Source organism: Micromonospora sp. CNZ299, assembly GCF_002754415.1.
This window is the reverse complement of record NZ_PEFG01000001.1, coordinates 5,035,907-5,053,922: the sequence shown is the minus strand read 5'-3', so window position 1 is coordinate 5,053,922 and position 18,016 is coordinate 5,035,907. Positions and strand designations below refer to the sequence as shown.

The 18,016-nt window shown below is 73.0% G+C and carries 14 protein-coding genes; 11 read left to right on the top strand and 3 right to left on the bottom strand.

The window, feature by feature from the left end; all coding sequences use genetic code 11:
* Positions 1 to 54 precede the first annotated feature (54 nt).
* The 5 genes from CLT68_RS23045 to CLT68_RS23025 all read left to right on the top strand — a co-directional run bounded on the left by CLT68_RS23045 (position 55) and on the right by CLT68_RS23025 (position 4,741).
* On the top strand, positions 55 to 831 hold the full coding sequence (locus CLT68_RS23045; protein ID WP_099853928.1) for a maleylpyruvate isomerase family mycothiol-dependent enzyme: 777 nt from the start codon (positions 55 to 57) through the stop codon (positions 829 to 831).
* Positions 832 to 972: 141 nt separating this feature from the next.
* Positions 973 to 2,280, top strand: coding sequence for a phenylacetate--CoA ligase PaaK (gene paaK, locus CLT68_RS23040; RefSeq protein ID WP_099853926.1), 1,308 nt, complete (start codon positions 973 to 975; stop codon positions 2,278 to 2,280).
* 141 nt (positions 2,281 to 2,421) lie between these two features.
* Complete coding sequence (locus CLT68_RS23035; RefSeq protein ID WP_099853924.1) at positions 2,422 to 3,528, top strand: nucleotide disphospho-sugar-binding domain-containing protein; 1,107 nt, start codon at positions 2,422 to 2,424, stop codon at positions 3,526 to 3,528.
* 55 nt (positions 3,529 to 3,583) lie between these two features.
* The gene (locus CLT68_RS23030) at positions 3,584 to 4,150 is read left to right on the top strand and encodes a dienelactone hydrolase family protein (RefSeq protein ID WP_099853923.1); all 567 of its coding nucleotides are present in this window, start codon (positions 3,584 to 3,586) and stop codon (positions 4,148 to 4,150) included.
* Positions 4,151 to 4,195: 45 nt separating this feature from the next.
* Complete coding sequence (locus tag CLT68_RS23025) at positions 4,196 to 4,741, top strand: YciI family protein (RefSeq protein WP_099853921.1); 546 nt, start codon at positions 4,196 to 4,198, stop codon at positions 4,739 to 4,741.
* Between the two features lie 120 nt (positions 4,742 to 4,861).
* Here the strand turns inward: CLT68_RS23025 and CLT68_RS23020 are convergent, their stop codons facing one another.
* The gene (locus CLT68_RS23020) at positions 4,862 to 7,159 is read right to left on the bottom strand and encodes an adenylate/guanylate cyclase domain-containing protein (RefSeq protein ID WP_099853919.1); all 2,298 of its coding nucleotides are present in this window, start codon (positions 7,157 to 7,159) and stop codon (positions 4,862 to 4,864) included.
* 194 nt (positions 7,160 to 7,353) lie between these two features.
* Between CLT68_RS23020 and CLT68_RS23015 the strand changes: the two genes are divergently transcribed.
* The 5 genes from CLT68_RS23015 to CLT68_RS22995 all read left to right on the top strand — a co-directional run bounded on the left by CLT68_RS23015 (position 7,354) and on the right by CLT68_RS22995 (position 15,795).
* Positions 7,354 to 10,248, top strand: coding sequence for a LuxR family transcriptional regulator (locus tag CLT68_RS23015; RefSeq protein ID WP_099853917.1), 2,895 nt, complete (start codon positions 7,354 to 7,356; stop codon positions 10,246 to 10,248).
* Between the two features lie 135 nt (positions 10,249 to 10,383).
* Positions 10,384 to 11,154 (top strand): DUF5995 family protein, encoded by a 771-nt coding sequence (locus tag CLT68_RS23010; RefSeq protein ID WP_099857509.1) that lies wholly within the window; start codon positions 10,384 to 10,386, stop codon positions 11,152 to 11,154.
* Positions 11,155 to 11,518: 364 nt separating this feature from the next.
* Positions 11,519 to 11,920 carry a PH domain-containing protein gene (locus CLT68_RS23005; RefSeq protein WP_099853915.1) on the top strand — a complete coding sequence of 134 codons (402 nt, stop codon included), beginning with the start codon at positions 11,519 to 11,521 and terminating at the stop codon, positions 11,918 to 11,920.
* 87 nt (positions 11,921 to 12,007) lie between these two features.
* Positions 12,008 to 14,104, top strand: a complete 2,097-nt coding sequence (locus CLT68_RS23000) for an APC family permease (RefSeq protein ID WP_099853913.1) — start codon at positions 12,008 to 12,010, stop codon at positions 14,102 to 14,104.
* A gap of 173 nt (positions 14,105 to 14,277) precedes the next feature.
* Positions 14,278 to 15,795: a hypothetical protein gene (locus CLT68_RS22995; protein WP_099853911.1), complete on the top strand. Its 1,518-nt coding sequence runs from the start codon at positions 14,278 to 14,280 to the stop codon at positions 15,793 to 15,795.
* A 201-nt stretch (positions 15,796 to 15,996) separates the two neighbouring features.
* Here CLT68_RS22995 and CLT68_RS22990 read toward each other — a convergent pair whose 3' ends face one another.
* Entirely contained in the window at positions 15,997 to 16,956 is a 960-nt protein-coding gene (locus CLT68_RS22990; RefSeq protein ID WP_099853909.1) for a TIGR03557 family F420-dependent LLM class oxidoreductase, read from the bottom strand.
* Between the two features lie 393 nt (positions 16,957 to 17,349).
* On the opposite strand from CLT68_RS22990, the gene CLT68_RS22985 reads away from it, so the two are divergent.
* Complete coding sequence (locus CLT68_RS22985; protein ID WP_099853907.1) at positions 17,350 to 17,544, top strand: hypothetical protein; 195 nt, start codon at positions 17,350 to 17,352, stop codon at positions 17,542 to 17,544.
* Between the two features lie 68 nt (positions 17,545 to 17,612).
* On the opposite strand, the gene CLT68_RS22980 is transcribed toward CLT68_RS22985, so the two are convergent.
* Positions 17,613 to 17,819: a hypothetical protein gene (locus CLT68_RS22980; RefSeq protein ID WP_007460667.1), complete on the bottom strand. Its 207-nt coding sequence runs from the start codon at positions 17,817 to 17,819 to the stop codon at positions 17,613 to 17,615.
* Between the last annotated feature and the right edge of the window lie 197 nt (positions 17,820 to 18,016).

Genomic DNA, 18,016 nt, shown 5'->3' with positions numbered 1-18,016 from the left:
CGAGAGTGGGAAATTCGCTGGCCGTTGTCCGAGGCGTGGTGGTACAAAGCCTCGGTGGAACAGACTCTGGACTTTGCCGACCTGTTGCGGCTGATGGACGAACGAGCTACCGCTTTCCGGGCGGCGGTCGCCGCGGCACCCAGCCTCGACGTGCAGGTGCCGACCTGCCCCGAGTGGACGTTGTTCGACCTGGTGCAGCACCTGGGCGACGGGCGCCGCAGGTGGGCCGCCACCGTGGCCGCGGGGCCCGCCGACGCTCCTCCGGTGATGTCCGCCCCGGTGGCGCCCCGGGAGCGCGAGGCCCTGCTGGCCTGGTTCGCCGCGTCGACGGAGGAGCTGCTGGACGCGCTGCGGGAGGCCGGCCCGGATCGTGGTTGCTGGACGTGGTGGGGTGATTCGCAATCGCCGCAGACGGCTGGTGCTGTCGCCCGGCACCAGCTTCAGCAGGTCGCCGTGCACACCTACGACGCCCAGGTCGCCGTGGGTGCCCCGCAGCCGCTGCCGGACGAGGTGGCCCTCGACGGTGTCGACGAGTTCCTGACCACCTGCGTCGCGACGACGGCCGCGTGGCCGCACAAGCCCGCGGTCCTCGACTACCACGCCACCGAGGGCCGATCGTGGCGGCTCTGGTTCTCTGCCGACGGCGCCCGGACCGCCCGCCTCTCCACGCCGGCCGCCGACGAGGGCTCGGAGGTGGCCTACGTCTCCGCCCGGGGCACGGCCAATGAGCTGGTCATGTTCTGCTACGGCCGCATCACGATGGACTCGCTGCGGCTCGACGGCGACCGGCGCGTCCTCGACCAGCTGATCGCCTGGGAGCCGGAGGTATAGGACGCGACGACGGACCCACCGCCCTGCGCCGACCTCGGCCTCACCGCACCGGCTGCCCGCTGACCGCACCGCCAGCCCGGGCGACGGCGGGCGTACGGTACCCGCAGCCCCACCGGGACCGCCGCGCCAAGGAGGCACGCGATGCAGGACCGCACCCCTCGTGCGGAGGAGCTGGAGCCGATCGAGCGCGCCGGCATCGACGAGCTGCGTGACCTGCAACGCGAACGGCTGCGCTGGTCGTTGCGGCACGCGTACGACAACGTGCCGCACTACCGCCGGGCGTTCGACGCGGCCGGGGTGCACCCCGACGACTGCCGGGACCTCGACGACCTGGCCCACTTCCCGTTCACCGGCAAGGCGGAGCTGCGGGAGAACTACCCCTTTGGCATGTTCGCCGTCCCCCGGGAGCGGGTGTCCCGGTTGCACGCCTCATCCGGCACCACCGGCCGACCGACGGTGGTCGGCTACACCCGCGACGACCTGCGCACCTGGGCGCGACTGATGGCCCGGTCGATCCGCGCCTCCGGCGGCCGTCCCGGCGACCGGGTGCACGTCGCGTACGGCTACGGGCTCTTCACCGGGGGCCTGGGCGCGCACTACGGCGCCGAGGAGCTGGGCTGCACCGTCATCCCTGTCTCCGGCGGCATGACCGAGCGTCAGGTCATGCTGATCCGCGACTTCGAACCCGAGGTCATCATGGTCACGCCCAGCTACATGCTCGCCATCGTGGACGAGATGCAGCGCCAGGGCGTCGACCCGCGCGCCACCTCGCTGCGGGTGGGCATCTTCGGGGCGGAGCCGTGGACCGAGGACATGCGCCGGGAGATGGAACAGCGACTGGACATCCACGCGGTGGACATCTACGGGCTCTCCGAGGTGATGGGTCCCGGCGTGGCCACCGAGTGCGTCGAGACCAAGGACGGGCTGCACGTCTGGGAGGACCACTTCTACCCCGAGGTCATCGACCCGGTCACCGGGGCCGTGCTGCCCGACGGTGAGCGGGGTGAGCTGGTGCTGACCTCGCTGACCAAGGAGGCGATGCCGGTAGTTCGCTACCGCACCCGCGACCTGACCCGGCTGCTGCCCGGCACCGCCCGCCCGATGCGCCGGATCGAGAAGATCACCGGTCGGACGGACGACATGATGATCGTGCGCGGGGTGAACATCTTCCCCACCCAGATCGAGGAGCTGATCCTGCGGACCCCGCAGTTGTCGCCGCACTTCCAGTGCGTACTCGATCGGCAGGGCCGGTTGGACACGCTGACCGTGCGGGTGGAACGACGGGCCGGGGTTGGTGTGGACGCTGCCGAACGGGCCGGGGCGACGCTGGTCCAGCTGGTGAAGAACACCATCGGTGTGAGCGTGGCGGTCGACGTGCTCGCCCCGGATGCCGTGGAGCGGTCGATGGGCAAGATGCGCCGCATCGTCGACCAGCGGGCGGGCGGCTGACCCACGGTCGACACCCGGTCTCGTCCTGGACCGGGCCGCAGATCCGTCTCCTGTGGAGCTGCCCCGGTTGCGGGGCAACTGGTTGGTCGAGGGCGCCGAGAGTCCTGACTCCCGGTGCGTCGTGGACATAGGATCCTGCCCATGCGTGTGCTGGTGGTCTCCGCGCCCCTGGTCGGGCATGTCTTCCCGCTGGTGCCGCTCGCCGTCGCGTTGCGTGACGCCGGGCATGACGTGCTGCTGGCCACCGGGGGCGGTGGCCTGGCCGCCGCCGGCGCCGGTCTGCCCGTGCACGACATCGCACCCGGCTTCGACTTCGGCCGGATCGCGTTGCGGGTCTTCCCCCGCCATCCACTGATCGCGCGCGCCGAGCTGGCCGGCACCGCCGGCACCCGGGGCGCCGGCCTGCTGTTCGGCGCGCTCAACGACCAGCTCACCGACCCGGTGGTCGCGCTTGCCGCCCGGTGGCGGCCGGATCTGGTGCTGCACGAACCGTTCGCGGTGGCCGGCGCGGTGGCCGCCGCGCGGCTCGACGTGCCTGCCGTACGCCAGGAGAACGCCCTGTTCGACGGCCGGGACCTGGTCGGCGCCACAGTGGCCCGACTCGGCGGCGCGCTGCGCCGGCACGGCCTGAGTGAGCTGCCGCCACCCGCCGCCGCCCTCGCCGTGGCCCCACCCAGCGTGGCCGTGCAGGGCGGTTGGCCGATGCGCTACACGTCCTACGTCGGCGGTGGCGAGCTGCCGGCCTGGCTGCGCGAGCCGGGTGACCGGCCCCGGATCCTGGTCACCCGCAGCACCCTGACCGGCCCCGGTGACCGGGGGCCGATGCCCGCCGTGGTGGCCGCCGCCGCCGACGTGGACGCCGAGATCGTGCTCGTCCGCCCGGACGATCGGTCGGCGCGGTCGCTGCCCGCGAACGTGCGGGTGGTCGACTGGATTCCGCTCGACGAGGCGCTGCCGGCGAGCGCGGCGCTGGTCCACCACGGCGGGGCGGGCAGCGCCCTCGGAGCCCTCGCCGCAGGCCTGCCCCAACTGGCCACAGTGGGTCCGGGGGACCGGCGGCACAACGCCGAGCTGGTGGCCCGTCGGGGCGCCGGCCTGGCCCTGCGCCCCCGGGACATCACCGCGCAGGCGCTGACCCGGCTGCTCACCGACGACGGCCTGCGCGTCGCCGCCGGGCAGGTCAGCCAGGAGATCGCCGCGATGCCGCCGCCCACCGACCTCGTCGCGCGCCTGGCGGCACTGGTCTGAGGCGCGCCCCGCGTGGCCGCGCCGGGCGCGCGGTCGGCTGCGGCAGGATGACGTGATGCGACACGTCGTGCTGTTCCATTCCGTGTACGGCCTGCGACCCGCCGTGCGCGCCGCCGCCGACCGGTTGCGCGCCGCCGGCCATCAGGTCACCACCCCCGACCTGTACGGCGTGCCGGCCACCGACACCGTCGAGGAGGGCTTCGCGCTGCTCGACAAGATTGGCCAGGAGGTGGTGCTCGACCGGGCCCGGGCAGCGCTGCGTGACCTCCCACCGGAGACGGTGCTCGCCGGTTTCTCGATGGGCGCCGGTGTGGCCGGGGCGCTGCTGGCCGAGCGCCCCGACGCCGCGGGTCTGCTCCTGCTGCACGGCACCGGCGGCGCGCCCGACGCGGTCCGGGCCGGGCTGCCGGTGCAGCTGCACCTCGCCGACCCCGACCCGTACGACGCGCCGGACGAGGTCGACGAGTGGCAGCAGGCGCTCACCGACGCCGGTGCCGACCTGACGGTCTTCCGCTACCCCGGGGTGGGGCACCTGTTCACCGACCCGGGCCTGGCCGAGCACTCCCCGGACGCCACGGCGGCGACCTGGCCGCGCGTGCTGGCCTTCCTGGCCGCCTGCTGAAGCCCGGCCGGCAGTGGACCGGGCACGGCGTCGACAATGTGCGGCATGGAGTTCCTGTGCTACCACCGCGACCGGCCCGACTCGGCCGCGTTGCGCGACGAGTTGCTGGCCGAGCACTGGACCTACATGGACCGGTACGCGGCGAAGATGATCGCCCGCGGCCCGACACTGTCCGGCGACACGGCCACCGGCAGCGTGCACATCGTCGACGTGCCCGATCCGGCCGCCGCGCGGGCGTTCGCCTTCGACGAGCCTAACTACCAGGCCGGCGTGTACCGGGATGTGCTGCTGCGCCGGTGGCGCAACACGCTGGGCCGCACGATGTGGGACTTCCCCGGTGGTCGGACGGGCGGTGACCGGTACCTGGTGCTCGGCCTCGGCGCGGGGCCGGCCGTCGACCTGGCCGTGCCGCGCGACCCGGACGAGCTGATCGCGTACGGGCCGCTGCTGTCCGACGACGGCGACACCTGGCTCGGCACCGCCGCGCTGCTCCGCGCACCCACCCCGGACGCGGCGCGCGCCTTCCTGACCGTGGACCGGTACGCCGACGTCGAGGTGCACCGCTGGCAGTTCGGCGGGCGTCCGTCCTGACTCGCTCCCGAGACCTGCTCGGGACGGTCGTGCCGATCAGTGGCAGCTCAGCAGACGGGTGCTCGGCGTGTCGAGTTGCTCAGCTGCCAACGTCGAGGGACGAGTGACGACGCCGGTCCCTCAGGCGGAGGCGGCGAGGCCGGTCGGCCAGCGGATCAACGGCGGGCGCGGTCCGGTGCGCACCACGTCCGGTGGAGCCCCGGCAGCGGCAGCCGCCGTGCGTCCGGCCGGCGGCACGGCAGGCACCGCGCGGATCGTTGCCGGGGACCGGTCGGGGGCCGTAGGCCAGTGACCGCCCGCGTTGTTCGGTGTCGCGGACACTCGGGTCGGAGGAACGTCGCCAGCCGACGCAACGGCGCGGAGCCGGCGGAAGCCCAACGATCGGTTGGCTCCGCCGGTCGGCGCGGTCGGTGAGGTGGCCATTGTCGAGCTGGGGAGGCCTCGGCGCAGCGGGTCGGTGACGCCGGAGGGCGGCACCGCGAGGACGACGTCGAGGCGGCCGTCCCGGGCCCGAACGACGTCGAGGGGCACGACCTCGGCGCGCCGCACGCCCGAGCCGCTGACGGCAGCCCGATCGGACCCAGCGCGGTCGGACCCAGCTCGCTCGGCCGCAGCACGGCCGGACGCAGCACGGTCGGCCGCAGCGTGGTCAGGAGGAAGGGCGGCGTCCGGGCAGACCGTGTTGAGGGGCGGCGCTTCGGCGGCCCGTCGGCCGAAAACGGCCCGCAACGCGCGGGGCAAGCGTTCGGCGGCGACCTGGCGCAGCGCGGGCGCGACGAACGCGTACCCGTCGGCACGCCGGGGGAGCAGCAGCCCGGCCGCGACCAGCCCGCGCAGGGCCGGCGCGGACCGGCCGGACGCCCAACCGAGCGCCCGGTCGACGGCAGCGCCGGAGATCACACCGCCGATGGTGGCAGCGGCCATCAGCACCGCCCGCCGTTCACCGTCGAGGTGGTCCAGCTCCGCGCAGACGGCCCGGCGGACCGCCTCGGGCAGCGGGAGCGTCATCCGGTCGGCACCGTCCATGATCGACCGCACGTACGCCGCCGCGTGCCCGGGTCGGCCCCCCACCAGGTGCAGCAGCCGGTCGGCGAGGGTCACCGGTTGCCCGGCGCGGGTGAGCAGGTGGCGCAGCAGCCGCCCGGACTGCACCGTGGCCAGCGGCCCGATCGTCACCCGTCGGGCCGGGCTGGGCCGGGTGTCGGCCCACTGCGGCTGGTGCAGGGTGATCAGGGCCAGTGGCAATCCGCGCGCCGTCGCCGTGCTGAACAGCGCGTGCAGGAAACGGCTCATCGCCGGCGCCGCCCGGTCCACGTCGTCCACGGCGACGATCAGCGGCTGGTGCGCGGCCAGACGCAGCAGGACGTCCCGGCAGATCGCCGCCCCCGCCAGCGCCGCCGAGGAGCCGTCCGGGGTGGTCAGGAACCGCTGCAGGGCCGGGATCGCCGCCGCGACGCGCTCCGGCGGAAACAGCGACGCCAGGGCGGCCACCAACCGGTCGTGGACCACCGCCGGGCCGTCGCCGTGCCGCACCCCGGCGAGGCCGCGGAGCAGCTCGGCGGCCGGCGCCATGACCTGATCGGGGTATGGCTGGCAGGTCGCCACACACCAGCGCACCGGCATCCCGTCCACCGTGGTCAGCCCACGGGTCAACTCGTGCAGCAGCCGGCTTCGCCCACTGCCGGTGGGGCCGACCAGGGAGATCCAGCGCGGGTCCTGCTCGCGGATGGCCCGGCTCAACTGGTCGCGGATCGTGGCCAGCTCGCGGCGGCGACCGATCAGCGGGCCGTCGTGCCGGTCGGTGCCCGGACGGACCGGACCGACGGCGTGCCAGACCGGCATCGGCGGCACCCGGCCGGCGACCGACACCGGCGTCAGCTGACGCTGGGTGATCAGGCCCGCGGTGGCCCGGGCGGTGGCCGCGCAGAGCGCGACGGCGCCGGGTGGCGCGTACTCCTGCAGGCGGGCTGCGGTGGTGATCACCGCGCCGCTGGCCACGCCGTGCCCACCACTGACGGCACTGCCCAGGTCGACCACGACCTCGCCGGTGGCGACACCGACGCGGACCCGCAGTCTGCTGTCGCCGACCATCGGGCGGCGGTCCAGCGCGGCCTGGATCTCAAGCCCGGCGCGCACCGCCCGGTACGCGTCGAAGCCGTCCGAGTGCCGGGCGCCGAAGAGCGCCATCACCGCGTCGCCGACGTACTTCTCCACCACCCCCTGCCAGCGGTGCAGCACACCGGCCACGGTGTCGAAGTAGGCCCGTTGCAGCGCGCGGACGTCCTCCGGGTCGAGTCGGTCCACCAACGCGGTGGAACCGACGATGTCCGCGAAGAGCACAGTGACTGTGCGTCTCTCCTGGGGCACCGGCCAGTGCGGGGTCGAGGTCCGCTGCGCGTCGACGATGATGGTGGTCATGGGTATCGCACCGGCCCTTCTCCCCGCTCATGCCTGATGACCTCCGGAGATTGGCACTCCTGGGCTCACGGGGGATCTGCCGAACGACGTATGTCGGCCACCCGCAACCTTTAGTCGCAAAGTCGACGCGAGGAGTACCACAAGCGACGTATGGCCGTAGAACGGTGAGGGGCCCTGTGATTAGGCTGCGTGCCATGGCCAGCGATGTGGACACCGCACCGCTCGTGGGTCGGGCCGAGCTGGTGCAGACGGTTCGGTCCGCGTTGCTTGGTGACGGCGCGCACGGGCAGACCGCCGCCGTCTTCCTGACCGGCGAGAGCGGTGTGGGCAAGACCCGGCTGCTGGGCGAGATCGGCGACCGGCTGCGTGAGCAGGGCGCCGTGGTGCTCACCGGCAGTTGTCTGGACATCGGCGACGCGTCGCCTCTGCACCCGCTGTTGCAGGCGCTGCGGCGCTTCGACGCCGATCTGTCCACGCGCGCCCGCACCTCCTCGGCGGTGCGGGGGCTGTTGCAGATGTTCGCCGACGAGACCGCCGGCCCGGACGGCGCGGGAGCGCTGCTGGAGCGGGTCTCGCGCGGGCTGCACCTGATCGCCGAGGGCCGACCGCTGGTGTTGATCCTCGACGACCTGCAGTGGGTCGACCGCAGCACCCGGCAGCTGCTGCTCTATCTGTTGGCCGGGCTCGGTGACCTCCAGCTCTCGGTGCTGGCGGCGGTGCGCGCCGAGTCGTTGCAGGGCGCGCACCCGCTGCGCCGGGTGCTGACCGAGCTGCGCCGGCTGCGCACGGTGCGGGTGCTCGACCTGGCGCCGCTGGGCCGGGCCGACACCGAGGAGCTCGCCGCCGCCGTGGTCGGCCGGACGCTGTCCGCCGAGGCGGCCGAGCAGGTGTGGCAGCGCAGCGGCGGCAACCCGTTCGTCATCGAGGAGCTGGCCCGCGACCTGCGCGACGGCCGCGACGGTCTGTCCGAGACGCTGCGGGAGATCTTCCTCGACCGGGTCGACGCGCTGCCCCAGCACGCGCACGCGGTGGTGCACGCGGTGGCCGCCGGTGTCGAGCCGGTGCAGCACTGGCTGCTGGCCCAGGTGCTGCGGCTGCCGGAGGACGAGCTGATCGACGCGGCCCGCGCCGCTGTGGCACACCGGCTGCTGGTCGGCGCCGACGACGGCTACCGACTGCGGCACCGCCTCGTCGCCGAGGTGCTGGCGCACGAGTTGCTGCCGGCCGAGCGTTCCGGGCTGCACCGCCGCTACGCCGAGGCGCTGACCGCCGCGCCGGGTGAGCTGCACCAGGCGCGACTGGCACACCACTGGCGGCTGGCCGGTGAGCCGGCGCGCGCGTTGCCGGCGGCGGTGGCCGCCGCCCAGGAGGCCGAGCGGCTGCACGGTTACGCCGAGGCGCACCGGCACTGGTCGGCAGCGCTGCAACTGGCCGCCGACCCGGGCCCGCTGACGGTGGACCGCGTCGAGCTGCTGGAGAACGCCGCCGAGGCCGCCCACCACTGCGGGGAGCACGCCCGCGCGTTGGCCCTGCTGGAGGAGTTGGCCGCGCTGCGGGGCGGCGAGCCGAGCTGCGCACTGCACATCCGTCGGGCCCGTTACCTGGCCGCCGCCGGCCGCTCGGCGCTGGCCGAGGAGGAATACCAGCGGGCGCTGAAGGCGGCGGACTGTTCCCCGCGTGACCGTGCCGCCGCAGCCGCGCGCCTGGCCGAGCTGCTGCTGCACCTGGGCCGCTACGCCGACGCCGGCGAGCGGGCACGCGAGGCGCTTGCGCTGGCCGAGAACGTGGAGGGCTCCGCCACCGAGGTCGTGCTGGCCAGCTCGGCGCTGGGCTTCAGCGACGCCTGTCTCGAAGACCCGGACGCAGGTCTGGCGGTCATGCGCGACGCCCTCGACACCGCCGAGCGCGCCGGCCAACCCGAGGACGTGGCCTGCGCCTACCTGCACCTGGCGGAGCTGCTGACCGGCCCGCTGAACATCCTCGAAGAGGGCGTGGTGGTGGCGCGGCGCGGCGCCGAGCGGGTGGCCGAGCTGGGGCTGGGCCGCACCTGGGGCACCCGGCTGCTGGCCATCGCCATCAATGGGCTGTTCCGGGTGGGCCAGTGGGCCGAGGCGGAGAAGGTGGTCGCCGCGGCCCTGCGGCACCGACCCTCCGGCGCGGACGCCGTCGAGTTGCTGCTCGCCCGGTGCCGGCTCTCGGTGGGCTACGGGGACATCGAGGCCGCCGGTCGGGACCTTGACGCGGTGGCGACCCTGCTCGCCGGCGGCGGGGCGCGCCACGTCATCCCGCTGCTCACCCTGCGGTCCGGGCTGGCCATGTGGGAGGGCCGGCACGACGTGGCGCGGCTGGCGGTCCAGCGCGGCCTCACCGAGAGTCGCTCCGACGACGTGATGATCCTGTCCGCCCTGGTCTGGCACGGGCTGCGCGCCGAGGCGGAGGCGCACGCCAGCCGCACCGTGGACGTGGACCCGACCGCCGTACGCCGGTTGCGGGACGTCGCCGACCGGGTGGCCCGCAAGAGCGCAGGCGCGGCCCGACCGGTGCGCTCGGTGGTGGAGGGCTTCCTGGCGCTCTGCGCCGCCGAGGTGAGCCGCCTCGACGGCAGCGACCCGGAGCTGTGGGCCGTGTCGGCCGCCGAGTGGGACCGACGCAATCACCCCTACCCGGCGGCGTACTCCCGGCTGCGGCAGGCCGAGGCGCTGCTGGCTCGTCGCAGCCGGGTGGCCACCGCCGGCAAGCTGTTGCGGGAGGCGTACCACGTGGCGCAGGGGCTGGGCGCGGTGCCGTTGACCTCGGAGATCCGCGAGCTGGCCGGGCGGGCCCGGGTGTCGCTGGAGGAGCGGGAGCCCAACGGCGCCACCCGCGGGGTGCCCACCGAGGAGTCCGACGACGAGTTGGCCGCGCTCACCGCACGGGAGCGGGAAGTGCTCGCGCTGGTCGCCGAGGGGCTGACCAACAAGGAGATCGGTCAGCGGCTGTTCATCAGCGAGCGGACCATCGGGGTGCACGTGTCGCACATCTTCGACAAGCTCCAGGTCCGCACCCGCGTCCAGGCCAGCGCGATCCAGCTGCGCAACCACCGGGGCTGATCGACCCCGCCGTACGTAGGCCCGTGCGCGCGCCGGGATACGTCGTTCTACTGATCCGGCGCACGGGTGTCGGCTGAGAGGCTGGACCGCGTCGACGACGGCACGGGGGAGGCCGCCGACCACGATGGAGGAGAGATGACCGAACCGGTCTGGGGGCCCGTGCACCGGGACATCGTCGACCTGCTGGCCGACCATCCCGCGGACGTGCCGGCCGTGGTCGATCACCTCACCAAGCTTCAGGACATGCTGGTGCGGCTGCCTCCGTTGGAGGCCAGCTGCCCACTGGCCGACTTCAACAGGCTCTACCTGACCATCACCAGCAGTGTGCTGGACGGGCTGTACGACGACCGCTTCGTCGACCCGGCGTTCCTCTCCCGGCTCGACGTCGAGTTCGCGGCGCGGTATTTCGACGCGATGCGGCTGTGGACCGACTCCAGCCCGGGCACGCCGAAGGCGTGGTCGTGTCTCTTCGAGCGGATGCGTGGGCCGGACGCCCGCCCGTTGCCCTCGGCGGCGGCCGGGGTGAACGCGCACATCAACTTCGACCTGCCGTTCGCCCTGGTGACCACGTTCGACCACCTGGAGTCGGAGCCGGTCGACGGCAGCGACCAGCACCACGACTACCTGGAGATCAACAAGATCTTCGCGGACAAGATCCCCGGCCTGCGCCGCGGCTATCTGGAGCGGTGGCAGCTGCTCATCGACATGCTCAACGGCGACATCGACGACTGGTACCAGGGGGAACTGGTCGAGTACACCCGCGACGTCGCCTGGCGTAACGCGCAGAAGATCTGGCGGTGCCGGCACGACCCGGACGCCCGCGAGTGTGAGCGCATGCGGTTGGACGACAACGCCGCGGCGCTCGGCCGGCTGCTGCTCTCGCCCCTCGGGGCGTTCCTGCAGTAGTCGGGACGGGGGGCCCCCGCGCTCCGCCCCGTGGGGGGCGGCGGAGCGCGGGGGTGCGTCCCACCAGCTCCACCCACCCCGCGTGGTCGCCCGACGTTCGGTCGGCCCTCGGGGAGAACAGCCGGTCGGCCCGGGGGGTGTCGACCGTCTGCCACCGTCGGCCGGCCCGGGGGGTGCCGGCCGGCGGTGGGGGAGGGCGGCGACGGCGCGAGATTAGGTGGTGTCGGAGGGCGCGCAACGGGTACGCCCGCGCCATGACCGTCCTGGCCCGGCACCGTCCCGCCGCCCGACCCCGGCCGGCGCGGCCCGGGCCCCTGCGGCCGGGTGGCCCGGTGTCGCGGCCCACCGCCCGGCCCGGTGCGCGATGACCGAGGCCGCGACGCCGTTTCCGTTCCGCTTCGATCCGGCGTTCCGCCCGGTGCTGGCGCTGCTGGGGGTCCGCCCGGCGACCGCCTGGGTGGCCGTGACCGACCGGGACCTGACGATCCGGTACGGACCGTGGCGGCTGCGGACCCGCCGGGACAACGTGACCGCCGTCGAGTTGAGCGGCCCGTACCGCTGGTGGCGGGTGATCGGGCCGCACCTGTCGTTGGCCGACGGGGGCGCGAGCTTCGGCACCAGCACGGCCGGCGGGATCTGTCTGCGCTTCGGTGAACCGGTGCCGGCCCTGGTACCGGGCGGTCGCCCACGGCACCCGGCGGCCACGATGACCGTCACCGATCCGCCGGCGCTGGCCCGGCTGCTCGCCGTCCCGGACCTGTCCTGAGCAGGCCGTCCACGTCCCCGTTTCCGCAGGCCGGGCCCCCGGCCACCGCCTACCGTCGGATCAGGACCTGTGAGGGTGGGACGGACGATGGGTGACGAGCACCGGGCGAAACCACGACGCTGGAGCGGACGCCGGCACACGCCGAACGGGCCGGACCCGGCGCTGCGGGCGGCCCGCGACCCGGCCCGCCCGCACCGGAGCGGCCGGCAGGGCGTCGTGGTGCCCGAACGGGTGCCCACGCCGGTCCGTTCGGGGCCGCCGGCGAGCCGACTGCGCCGGTGGCTCTTCCAGCATCAGGTGCAGCCACCAGGCCCGGAGGCGACCGAGGGGCAGGAGCGCAGGCACGCCTGGTGGCAGGTGATGTGCCTGACCGGCGTGGACTACTTCTCCACCCTGTCGTACCTGCCGGGCATCGCGGCGGTGGCGGCCGGCGCGCTCTCCCCGCTGGCGACCCTCCTGATCGTCGCGCTCACCCTGTTCGGCATGCTGCCGATGTACCGGCGGGTGGCCCACGAGAGCCCGCACGGCCAGGGGTCGGTGGCGATGCTGGAACGGCTGCTGCCGTTCTGGCGGGGCAAGATCTTCGTTCTGGTGCTGCTGGGCTTCGTGGCCACCTCCTGGATCATCACGATCACCCTCTCCTCGGCCGACGCCACCGTTCATCTGCTGGAGAACCCGTACCTTCCCGACGCCCTGCACGGCCCCCTGGTGCCGGTCGTCGTGACCGTCGCGCTGCTGCTCATCCTCGGCGGGGTGTTCCTGCTCGGGTTCCGCGAGGCGGTGGTTGTCGCCATCCCGCTGGTCGCGGTCTTCCTGGTGCTCAACGCGGTGATCGTCGTGGTCGCGGTGGTCCGGATCGTCGGCGACCCGGGCATCGTGTCGGACTGGACCGCCGCGTTGACCGAGACCGGCGACGGGCCCGGCGGTGTGCTGCTCACCGCCGTGCTGGCGTTCCCGCTGCTGGTGCTGGGGCTGTCCGGTTTCGAGACCGGGGTCAGCATGATGCCCCTGATCTCGGCCGACGGTCCGGACAAGCAGGCCCGACTCGCCGCCCGGATCCGCAACACCCGCCGGCTGCTCACCACCGCCGCCCTGATCATGTCGGTGTACCTGATCTCGACGACCTTCGTGACCACGGCGCTCATCCCGGAGGAGGAGTTCCGCCCGGGCGGCGCCGCGAACGGGCGGGCGCTGGCGTTCCTGGCGCACACCTATCTGGGGGAGGCGTTCGGCACCGTCTACGACGTGAGCAGCGTGCTCATCCTCTGGTTCGCCGGCGCCTCGGCGATGGCCGGGCTGATCAACATCGTGCCGCGCTACCTGCCCTCGTACGGCATGGCGCCGGAATGGGCGCGGGCGGTGCGCCCGGTGGTGATCGTCTACACGGTGGTCAGCGTGGCCATCACCATCGCCTTCCGGGCCGACGTCAACGCCCAAGCCGGGGCGTACGCCACCGGCATCCTGGCGATGATGGTCTCCGGCGCGGTGGCGGTGACGATCTCGGCGGCCCGACGGCACCAGCGCGCCGCTGCGATCGGCTTCACGGTGCTGACCCTGGTGCTGCTGTACGCGCTGCTGGAGAACGTCGTCGAGCAGCCGGACGGGATCACCATCTCCGCGCTGTTCATCCTCGGCATCATCGTGGTCTCGCTGGTCTCCCGGGTCACCCGGACCACCGAGTTGCGTGCCGAGCGGATCGAGTTCGACGAGCCGGCCCGTCGGTTCATCACCGAGTCGCTTGCCCACGACGGGCAGCTGCACCTGATCGCGAACAAGCGGCAGCAGGGCTCGGTGAAGGAGTACACGGTCAAGGAACGGGCGCAGCGGGGGATGAACCCGGTGCCCGGGGCGGCGGACGTGCTGTTCCTGGAGATCGACGTGGTCGACCCGTCGGGGTTCAGCCAGGTGCTGCAGGTGCACGGGATCGAGGTGGGGGGCTTTCGTGTGCTGCGGGCCAGCAGCCCGGCCGCGCCCAACGCGATCGCCGCGATCCTGCTGGCCCTGCGCGACGCCACCGGGGTACGTCCGCACGCGCACTTCGAGTGGTCGGAGGGGAGCCCGATCGCGCACCTGGCGCGCTATCTCATCCTCGGCCGTGGAGACACCCCGCCGGTGGTACGGGAGATCATCCGTCGGACCGAGCGGGATCCGCTGCGTCGGCCGGGGATCCACGTCGGCGGGTGACCGGCTGCCCTTTTGGTGCGTTCAAAAGATGAATAAGGGCACTATTCACGTTCACACCTTCTTGTCCGTATTGCGGACTTATCGTGACGTCTGGTGGTCGACGGTACGTCGAGCGCCCCGCGCCCGGATCGGCGCGCGGTCACGGTAGGCAGGCAGGAAGGTAGGCATTCTTGATGTCCACGTACCCAGGAGGAGACCGCGCGACCCGACCCAGACGGCGGTCCCGATGGTTCCTCGCCAGCGGCTTCCTGGCGGGGAGCCTGGTCGTGGGAGCGGCCGGCGTTGCCGGCGTGGCCGCCGCCGCGGACCGCGCCCTCTCCCTCCCCGGTCTGGGCCGACTGAGCGCGACGGCCGGAAGCGACGACGACCGCCGGGCCGACGACCAGCGTGGGGAGGGGCGCGACAAGGACGGTGCCGAGCGGGCCCGTCCGGCCACCCCGGGCACCGGCAAGCGCGGTGTGGTGTCGGTGCCCTGCGACGCCGCGAAGCTGGTGGCGGCGCTGGTGACGGCCAACGCCGAGGGCGGCGCGGAACTCCGCCTCGCGCCCAAGTGCCGCTACACCCTCACCGAGGCGTTCCACGAGACCGACCAGTACGACGGTGGGATCCGCGACGCACGGGAAGCGGCCGACGCCGCGGAGACCCCCGGTGACGCCGAGGCGCCGCCGCACAACCCGGCCGACGACACCGCCGGCCTGCCGGTGATCTACCAGCCCATCACGATCGACGGCGCCGGAGCCACCATCGCCCGGGACGCCCAGGCCGTCGCGTTCCGGTTCTTCACCGTCCGCGACGGCGGCGAGCTGACCCTGCGCGACGTGGAACTGCACAACGGCCGCTCGGCCATCGAGGGCGGCAGCGTGCACGTGGTGCACGGCGCGACAGCGGTGGTGGAGCGGGTCACCGTCACCCAGAGCACCTCGCTGTCCCCCGAGGGCGGCGGCGGAGGCATCTTCAACGACGGCAACATGGTGGTCACCGACTCCACGTTCATCGGCAACAGCGCATCCGGCGCCGCGGGCAAGGGCGGGGGCCTGCTCAACGGTGGCGTGCTGACGCTGAAGCGATCCGAGTTCCACCGCAACAGCGCCAACGGGTACGGCGGCGGGCTCGGCAACTACCGTGGCGCGGCCGACGTGGAGAGCGTCTCGTTCACCCAGAACAGCGCCAGCCAGGGCGGTGGGCTGGCCAGCTTCTCGGCCCGGACCAAGGTCTCCGACACCGAGCTGCTGAACAACACCGCGCAGGTCGGCGGCGGTGCCGCGAACTCCGACGCGGTGCTGGTGATGCGCACGATGACCATCCGCGGCAACACGTCCACCGTCAACGGTGGCGGCATCTCGACCGTGAAGGGCCTGACGCCACTCGACGACAGCGTGGTCGAGGGCAACACCACCCACGGCCTCGGCGCCGGCATCTACGCCGATAAGGCGAACCTGCTGGTACGCGGCAGCGACGTGACCCGCAACGAGGCCGTCGGCGCCGCCTCCAAGGGGGGCGGCATCTACGCGACGGCGGGTTCGTTGGCCATCTACACCAGCAAGGTCACCCACAACGCGTCGACGGTGAAGCCCGGTGGCATCTTCGCCTCGCACGCCCAGGTCAAGATCGACGATGAGAGCGTGGTCGTCGAGAACGAGCCGACCAACTGCGAGGGCAGCCAGGTGCCGATCGCACACTGCTTCCGCTGAGCGGATCAGCGCTGAGCGGACCCGCGCGCAGAGCCGCGCCGAGCGGACCCGCGCACGATCCGCGCTGAGCGGACCCGCGCACGATCCGCGCTGAGCGGACCCGCGCAACCGGCCGCCCCGACGATCAGTCGGGGCGGCTCGGCACGTCCCGCTCGGGCCGTGCGGCGCTCGGAGCGGTCGCGGTGTCAGGTGCGGCGGCCGTCAGCTCATCGCCCGGAGACGGCCGGCGAGGTCGCCGGCGAAGAAGTCGAGGAAGCCGTCCGGGTCGGGGCCGGCGTTCTGCAGCACGATGTGGTCGAAGCCGGCTTCGACGTACGACCGGACCTTGGCGACGTGCGGCTCCGGGTCGGGGCCGATGGCGAAGAGTTGGCGGATGTGCTTCTCCTCGACGTACGCGCTGGCCGCGTCGAAGTTGACCGGGTTCGGCAGTTCGCTCATCACCTTCCAGCCGGTGACCATCCACCGGCTGGTCTGCAACACCGCCTGCACCGCCTGCTGCTCGTCGGTGGCCCAGGCCAGCGGAACCTCGGCGTAGCGCGGGCCCGACCCGTTCGCACGTCGGTAGTGCTCGACGATGGACGCCTCCGGCTCGGTGGCGAACAACCCGTCGCCGAGTTCGGCGGCCAGCCGGGCCGACGCCTCGCCGCTGGCCGCGACCGCGATCACCGGTGGGGTGTCCGGCAGATCGAAGATCCGGGCGTCCTCCAGTTGCAGGTGCCGGCCCTCGTACGACTGGTATCCGCCCTGCCAGAGCAGCCGGATGATTTCCAGTGCCTCCCGTAGCCGTTCGTGTCGGCCCCGCACGCTGGGGAAGCCCTGGCCGACGACGTGCTCGTTGAGTCGCTCGCCGGCGCCCACCCCGAGGGTGAACCGCCCGTCGGAGACCAGTGCCATGGTCGCCGCGGCCTGCGCGATGATCGCCGGGTGGTAGCGCACGGTCGGGCAGGTGACGCCGGTGGCCAGCCGTAGCGTGCGGGTCCTGGCCGCGATGGCGCCGAGCACGCTCCAGGTGAACGACGAGTGGCCCTGCGTGTCGAGCCAGGGGTGGAAGTGGTCGCTCATCTCGACGAAGTCGAAACCGGCCTGCTCGGCCATGACGGCCTGCCGGATGATCTCCTGGGGGCCGTAGCCCTCCGAGGCCAGCTTGTAGCCGATCTGCATGGCACGCTCCGATTCCGTCCGCCGGTCGACGCCGGGTCGGCTTCCCGACCTCGGCGTCGACAAACGCCCCCGGGCCCGCAAACCAGCCTCCTAGGACGGCTTACGGGATGTGCGGTCATCCACAGCCCATGATCCACTCGGGCTTCCGGAAATCGGGCTGTCGCCGAGCCTCGGACACCGCGACTTCCAGGAACTCGAGTCGATCAGCCTTCGGGGCCCGCCGCGTCAGGGCCGACGCGGAGGGCTGCCTCACCGGCAACGTGTCGAGCCCGACGGGCGGGGCGGGAGCCAGCGCGACGGCAACCCTCTGCGTCAACAGCGCCGGCTACGCCTGGCTGGACACGAACCGCACCAACTGTCACCGACAAGAAGGCCGACGGGTCCGCCGCGCGCGTGTACGTCTACTGGGCACAGCAGTACACAGGTGCGATCGCCGTCGACGACAGCAGCAACGCCGGAAGCGCGCGGCTGCGGTGGGAATCCGGCGCGGGCACCTCGTATCGCTGGACTGAGGTCTTCGTCTGCATGGGCTACGCGAGGCCCGAGGACTACAACGGCCGCTGCGACTCGGTTGTCTACAACAACTGAGCCGTTCCTACCGAACGTGCACCGGCCCGTGCCCCCGGTCAGGGGGCACGGGCCGGAGTGCGTTCGATCTACTTCGAGGGTTCGGGCAGCTTGCAGTCGACCTTGGGGTTGGCGCCGATGTAGTTCAAGGGCCCGGCCACGATGGTGACCAGGATGGTGCCGGCCTCGGCGCAGTTGGTGTCGTCGCCGCTGTAATAGCCTCGCTGGCCACCGGCGATTGCGCCGATCACCAACCAGATCACGACGATGACTCCGAGTATCGAGGTGCCGCGCATCGCTGCCTCCTGGGGGAATGTGGTGGATCTGAGGTGCAGGCGTTGTACCCAATCGGGTCACGCGGCTAACGGTCGCCCGCCACGACCCCCGGGGGATCGTCCGTCCGGCCGATGCCGTCCGCCGTTGAGTACCGCCCGCGCATCGGCCGCCCGCACCGGGTCACGCGAATCGGCTATCGGATCGCCGACCGACCTCG